The 6,687-nt window shown below is 61.4% G+C and carries 6 protein-coding genes; 3 read left to right on the top strand and 3 right to left on the bottom strand.

Annotated elements, in window-relative coordinates:
• Nucleotides 1-73 precede the first annotated feature (73 nt).
• Nucleotides 74-613 carry a TetR/AcrR family transcriptional regulator gene (locus tag NUV89_RS26435; RefSeq protein WP_257783638.1) on the bottom strand — a complete coding sequence of 180 codons (540 nt, stop codon included), beginning with the start codon at nt 611-613 and terminating at the stop codon, nt 74-76.
• A 91-nt stretch (nt 614-704) separates the two neighbouring features.
• Here NUV89_RS26435 and NUV89_RS26430 point away from each other — a divergent pair, with 91 nt between their 5' ends.
• From NUV89_RS26430 to NUV89_RS26420, 3 genes are all read left to right on the top strand, one after another.
• Complete coding sequence (locus NUV89_RS26430; protein ID WP_257783637.1) at nt 705-1,904, top strand: MFS transporter; 1,200 nt, start codon at nt 705-707, stop codon at nt 1,902-1,904.
• A gap of 77 nt (nt 1,905-1,981) precedes the next feature.
• Nucleotides 1,982-3,130, top strand: coding sequence for a TDT family transporter (locus NUV89_RS26425; RefSeq protein ID WP_257783636.1), 1,149 nt, complete (start codon nt 1,982-1,984; stop codon nt 3,128-3,130).
• 67 nt (nt 3,131-3,197) lie between these two features.
• Nucleotides 3,198-5,066, top strand: a complete 1,869-nt coding sequence (locus NUV89_RS26420; protein ID WP_257783635.1) for an MFS transporter — start codon at nt 3,198-3,200, stop codon at nt 5,064-5,066.
• A 117-nt stretch (nt 5,067-5,183) separates the two neighbouring features.
• On the opposite strand, the gene sugE is transcribed toward NUV89_RS26420, so the two are convergent.
• On the bottom strand, nt 5,184-5,498 hold the full coding sequence (gene sugE / locus NUV89_RS26415; RefSeq protein WP_005786698.1) for a quaternary ammonium compound efflux SMR transporter SugE: 315 nt from the start codon (nt 5,496-5,498) through the stop codon (nt 5,184-5,186).
• A gap of 108 nt (nt 5,499-5,606) precedes the next feature.
• The gene (locus NUV89_RS26410; RefSeq protein WP_257783634.1) at nt 5,607-6,572 is read right to left on the bottom strand and encodes a bile acid:sodium symporter family protein; all 966 of its coding nucleotides are present in this window, start codon (nt 6,570-6,572) and stop codon (nt 5,607-5,609) included.
• Nucleotides 6,573-6,687: the final 115 nt, after the last annotated feature.

The raw sequence follows: 6,687 nt of genomic DNA, 5'->3' as shown, positions 1-6,687 counted from the left end.
CTGACCCACCGCTTTCGCGAGCAAGCCCGCTCCCACACAAGCCCGCTCCCACATTGGGTTTTGTGTAGGGCTGTTATTGCTTCAGCGCCAACTCGATCAGCTGATGCAGCTCTCCCACCTGCAACGGCCCATCCGCAAACAAAATCCTGAACACCGTCGGCGCCGCCAGCAGGTTAATCAACCGCTCCACGCTGGGCGCCGGGCTGTCTGGATAACGCTCCACAATCACCTGCAACTGCCCGCCAATCAGCGCCACGCAATACCCCGGTGTCTGGCTGCATTGCACGTCGCGCATCATGTTGCGCCCCGGTTCTGAACTCATCTCATCCAGGTACTGCTCGGCCCAGGCTTGCAGGTCGCCGCGCAGGCTGCCGGTATTGGCCGGCTCGCTGTCGGGGCGCATGCGCGCCAGGGCCACGTCGGCCAGCAGGGCGGACAGGTCGCCCCAGCGCCGGTAAATAGTGGACGGCGTGACGCCTGCGCGCGCGGCAATCATCGGTACGGTCACGCTGGAACGCTCGTGGGCTTCGAGCAGTTCGCGCACCGCCGAATGGACAGATTCTTGGACCCGGGCACTACGGCCCCCCGGGCGGAGGCCTTCTTTTATCGCCATGTTTGCGACCTTAACACAAAGAATTTGCTTTAAGCGCCGGCCAGTCGCACACTCTGCAAAAGCAAAATATTAGCTTTAGCGGAGCGTACCCATGTCCAGCAACCCTTCTAACCGTTCCAGCCTGGTGTTCCTTGCGCTTACCTTGCTGACGTTTCTCGCCGCTTCCAGCGCGCCGACGCCGTTGTATCACCTGTATCAGGAAGGCCTGCATTTTTCCGCCGGCATGCTCACGCTGATCTTTGGTGTCTACGCCATCAGCCTGCTAGCGGCGCTGTTGACCGTGGGTTCGCTGTCGGACCACCTGGGGCGCAAGCCGGTGATTTTCGCCGCGCTGGTCCTGGATATGCTGGCGATGTTGCTGTTTATCAATGAAGGCAGCGTGGCCTGGCTGATTGCTGCGCGTACGCTGCAAGGTTTCGCCACCGGCATGGCCACCGCCGTGCTCGGCGCGGCGTTGCTCGACACCGACCGCCAGCAAGGCCCGCTGGTCAACAGCGTGGCGCCTTTGCTGGGCATGGCGTGTGGGGCGATGGGCAGCAGCCTGCTGGTGGAGTTCGCGCCGCTGCCGACGCAGATGATCTACTGGACGCTGTTCGCGCTGATGTTGCTACAGGCGATATACGTGTGGCGCTTGCCGGAAACCGTCAGCCGCATCCCCGGCGCACTGGCCTCATTGCGCCCGACCTTGCATGTGCCGCCTCAAGCGCGGCGCGCGTTGTGGCTGTCGTTGCCGGTGGACGTGGCGGTGTGGGCAATGGGCGGGTTCTATCTGTCGCTGGCGCCGTCGCTGGTGCGGGCGGCGACGGGTTCTACATCCAACCTGATCGGTGGCGGATTGGTGGCGGTGCTGACTTTAAGCGGCGCGCTGATGATTTTCAGCCTGCGCAATCGTCCGGCTGACAAGGTTCTGCGGCTGGGCGCTGGCCTGCTGGCAGTCGGCGTGGCGTTGATCCTCACAGCGGTCCACAGCGCCAGCCTGCCGCTGTTTTTCATCGCCACGCTAATTGCGGGCAGTGGGTTTGGTGCGGGCTTCCTCGGTGCATTGCGCAGTGTGGTGCCCCTGGCGCTGCCCCACGAACGGGCGGGTTTGATGTCGGCTTTCTATGTGTTGAGTTACCTGGCGTTCTGCCTGCCGTCGCTGCTGGCGGGCAATCTGATCCGCAGTTTCGGCCTGATCGCCACGACCGATGGCTACGGCGTTGTGCTGATCTTGCTGTCCCTGAGTGCCCTGGCTGGTTTGCTGATGCAGGGATCGCGTAACTCGCTTATAGGTAAAACAGATAACAGTTAGAGAAATTACCCGTTATATAGATATTCGATTCGGTTCTACCATGGTCTTAACCTCATGCGAGGAGGAGGATTGCCATCATGACTTGCTCGAATACCATCAGCTACAAACCTTTCAGTCACCTGACCCGACCTCGGGAAGTGATTCGCCAGTTCACCCCCAACTGGTTCGCCGCGACCATGGGCACCGGCGTGCTGGCGCTGGCCCTGGCGCAATTGCCGGTCAACCTGCCGGGTGTGCAGGCCATCGCCGAGGCGCTGTGGTTTTTCACCATTGGCTTGTTTGTGCTGTTCAGCGTGTTGTACGCCGCCCGTTGGGTGATGTTCTTCCACGAAGCGCGGCGGATCTTCGGGCACTCCACCGTGTCGATGTTCTTCGGCACCATCCCCATGGGCCTGGCGACCATTCTCAATGGCTTGCTGCTGTTTGGCTTGCCGCGCTGGGGCAGCGATGTCATCCCGCTGGCCGAAGCCCTGTGGTGGCTCGATGTGGCGATGGCCCTGGCGTGCGGCGTGCTGATCCCGTTCATGATGTTCACCCGCCAGGAACACAGCATCGACCAGATGACCGCCGTGTGGCTGTTGCCGGTGGTGGCTGCCGAAGTGGCCGCTGCTAGTGGCGGTTTGCTGGCGCCGCATCTGGCGGATGCCCACGCGCAACTTATCATGCTGGTGACCAGCTACGTGCTGTGGGCGTTTTCCCTGCCGGTGGCGTTCAGCATCCTGACCATCCTGATGCTGCGCATGGCCCTGCATAAACTGCCCCACGCCAATATGGCCGCGTCGAGTTGGCTGGCCCTCGGCCCCATCGGCACCGGTGCCCTCGGCATGTTGCTGCTCGGCGGCGATGCTCCCGCGATCTTTGCCGCCAATGGCTTGCCCGGCGTCGGCGAGATGGCCAACGGCCTGGGCCTGGTGGCCGGCATCACGCTGTGGGGTTTCGGCTTGTGGTGGATGCTGATCGCGGTGCTTATCACCCTGCGTTACCTGCGTGCCGGCATCCCGTTCAACCTTGGCTGGTGGGGTTTCACCTTTCCGTTGGGGGTGTATGCCCTGGCCACATTGAAGCTGGCGAGCGTGTTGCACCTGGGCTTCTTCAGTGTGTTTGGCAGCGTGCTGGTGCTGGCATTGGCGCTGATGTGGGCAATCGTCGCCAAGCGCACCGTGCAGGGCGCCTATAAAGGTGAGCTTTTTGTTTCGCCGTGTATTGCAGGACTAGCGAATAAGTAAGCCGGATTAGGTAAAGTCGTGGCCTGAATGCTTTTACAAAAAAACAGGCCACGCAGGAACACGGACGATGAGCCACCCCTCGCAATTCACCTTGCTGCGCACACGGCGCTTCCTGCCGTTTTTCATTACCCAGTTGCTGGGCGCCTTCAACGACAACATCTTCAAGCAATCGCTGATCCTCGCCATTCTCTACAAGCTGACCATCGACGGTGACCGCTCGATCTGGGTCAACCTGTGCGCGTTGCTGTTTATCCTGCCGTTCTTCCTGTTCTCGGCGCTGGCCGGGCAGTTTGGCGAGAAATTCAACAAGGATGCGCTGATCCGCGCGATCAAGATCGGCGAGATCGTCATCATGGCCGTGGGTGCCACGGGTTTCCTCACCAACCACTTGGAACTGATGCTGCTGGCCTTGTTTGCCATGGGCACCCACTCGGCGCTGTTCGGCCCGGTGAAGTACTCGATCATGCCCCAGGCCCTGCACGAAGATGAGCTGGTGGGCGGCAACGGCCTGGTGGAAATGGGCACGTTCCTGGCGATTCTGGCCGGTACGATTGGCGCTGGGATCATGATGTCGTCGACCCATTACGCACCAGTGGTGGCAGTGGCGATTGTCGGCGTGGCCGTGCTCGGTTACCTCGCCAGCCGCAGTATTCCGCGGGCGGCGGCGTCTACCCCGGGGCTGCGTTTGAACTGGAATATCTTCAGCGAATCCTGGGCCACCTTGCGCCTGGGCCTGGGGCAGACGCCAGCCGTTTCGCGTTCCATCGTCGGCAACTCGTGGTTCTGGTTTGTCGGTGCGATTTATCTGACGCAGATCCCGGCCTACGCCAAGGAATGGTTGTACGGCGACGAAACCGTGGTGACGCTGATCCTCACCGTGTTCTCGGTGGGCATCGCCCTTGGCTCGATGCTTTGCGAGAAACTTTCCGGGCGTAAGGTGGAAATCGGCCTGGTCCCGTTCGGCTCATTCGGTTTGACCGTGTTCGGCCTGTTGCTGTGGTGGCACTCCGGCGGCTTCCCGCAAAACGTGCAGGCCAACGATTGGCTGGCCGTGCTCAGTTACGGCCAGGCGTGGTGGGTGTTGTTCGATATCCTCGGGCTGGGGGTGTTTGGCGGCTTCTATATCGTGCCGCTGTATGCATTGATCCAGTCACGTACCGCCGAGAACGAGCGTGCGCGGGTGATCGCCGCCAACAACATTCTCAACGCGCTGTTCATGGTGGTGTCGGCCGTCGTGTCGATCCTGCTGCTCAGCGTGGCCAAGCTGTCGATCCCCGAGTTGTTCCTGGTGGTGTCGCTGCTCAACATTGCGGTGAATACCTACATTTTCCGCATCGTCCCCGAGTTCACCATGCGCTTCATGATCTGGCTGCTCAGCCATTCCATGTACCGCGTGGAGCATCGCAATCTTGAAGCGATTCCAGATGAAGGCGCGGCGTTGCTGGTGTGCAACCACGTGTCGTTTGTCGATGCGTTGTTGATCGGCGGCGCGGTGCGTCGGCCGATTCGTTTTGTCATGTACTACAAGATCTACCGTTTGCCGGTGCTGAACTTTATCTTCCGCACGGCCGGGGCGATTCCGATTGCCGGGCGCCATGAAGATATCCAGATTTACGAAAAGGCCTTCACGCGGATTGCGCAGTATCTGAAGGACGGCGAGTTGGTGTGCATCTTCCCGGAAGGCAAACTGACGGCCGATGGCGAGATGAACGAGTTTCGCGGTGGGGTGACGCGGATTCTGGAAGAGACGCCGGTGCCGGTGATTCCGATGGCGTTGCAGGGGTTGTGGGGGAGTTTTTTCAGTCGCGATCCGAAGAAAGGGTTGTTTCACCGGATTTGGTCGCGGGTGGTGTTGGTGGCGGGGGAGCCAGTGCAAGAGCCGACGCCGGCAAGGTTGCAGGAGGTTGTGGGTGGGTTGCGGGGGAGTGTCAGGTAGGGTTGTGTTGAGTGGGCTGGCGCCATCGCAGGCAAGCCAGCTCCCACAGTTGACCGAGTTGTTCTGTCGAGCGCGGTCTGGTGTGGGAGCTGGCTTGCCTGCGATAGCGGTAGTGGCCTAGGTGCTGATCTTGAGCCCAACCAGCCCACAGATAATCAACGCCACACTGGCCAACCGAAACAACGCCATGGACTCCCCAAACAGGATAATCCCGGCAATCACCGTGCCCACCGCACCCACTCCGGTCCAGATCGCATAGGCAGTGCCCAGCGGCAGTTCCTTCATGGCCAACCCCAGCAACCCCAGGCTGACCGCCATGGCGGCAATCGTCAGGGCGGTGGGCAGTGGCTTGCTGAAGCCGTCGGTGTATTTCAGGCCGACGGCCCAGCCCACTTCAAACAATCCGGCAAAAAACAGAATGATCCAGGACATGCTGACCCTCTCTCTATAGACGTGGGGTCGTCCCCGGATTAGGCGCTTGAGAGCGTCGCGGGGTCGTCCCCGCGAAGCTCGCTAGAGTGCCGAACAATGCGCCGGCGATCAAGTTTGCGGGGTGTTTTCCAGTATGCGCCGGTCTTCCTTTTCGCTCATGCGGCGGAAGTAGGTCGACAGCAACGCCCCGGAAATGTTGTGCCACACGCTGAACAGCGCGCTCGGCACCGCCGCCAATGGCGAGAAGTGCGCACTGGCCAGCGCGGCACCGAGCCCGGAGTTCTGCATGCCGACTTCCAGCGCCAGCGACTTGCGCTGTGCCAGTGGCAGCTTGAACACGCGGCCGGTGAAGTAGCCCAGCAGGTAGCCGAAGCTGTTGTGCAGCATGACCACGGCCATGATTAGCAGGCCCGACTCGGCGATTTTCGCCTGGCTCGCGGCAACCACCGCCGCGACGATGATTACGATGCTCACCACGGACACCAGCGGCAGTACGTCTACCGCATGGCGCACGCGCTCGCCGAGCACGCGCTGGGCCACTACGCCGAGCACGATCGGCAGCAGCACCACTTGCAGGATCGACCAGAACAGCTCCATGAACGATACGGGCAGCCAGGCCGAGGCCAGCAGCCAGATCAGCGCCGGGGTGAGCAGTGGGGCGAGGAGGGTGGTGACGGCGGCGATGGCCACGGACAGCGCCAGGTCGCCACGGGCCAGCCAGGTCATGACGTTGGACGAGGTGCCGCTTGGGCAGCAACCCACCAGGATCACGCCGACGGCAATTTCCGGCGGCAGGTGGAAGGCCTGGCACAGCAACCAGGCCACACCCGGCATGATAACGAAGTGCGCGACCACGCCCAATGCCACGCGCCACGGATGGCGGGCGACTTCGGCGAAGTCATCAATCTTGAGGGTCAGCCCCATGCCGAACATCACCAGGCCCAGCAGCGGCACGATGGCGGTTTTCAGGCCGATGAACCAGCTGGGTTCGAGGAACGCGAGCACCGCGAAAATCAGCACCCAGTAGGCGAAGGTATTGCCGACGAAGCGGCTCAGGGAGGCGAGTGCGCGCATGGGGTGTCCTTGTTATTAGTTAAAGTCGGTAGTGCTGATTTTGCTTGGAAACCCAATCGAATGTGGGAGCGGGCTTGCTCGCGAATGCGGAGTGTCAGTCACTGAATCTGTTACT

This window comes from Pseudomonas sp. 18.1.10 (assembly GCF_024655625.1).
GTDB lineage: Bacteria > Pseudomonadota > Gammaproteobacteria > Pseudomonadales > Pseudomonadaceae > Aquipseudomonas.
Note: the sequence above shows the minus strand (reverse complement) of the source record. Positions and strands in the feature narration are given on the sequence as shown.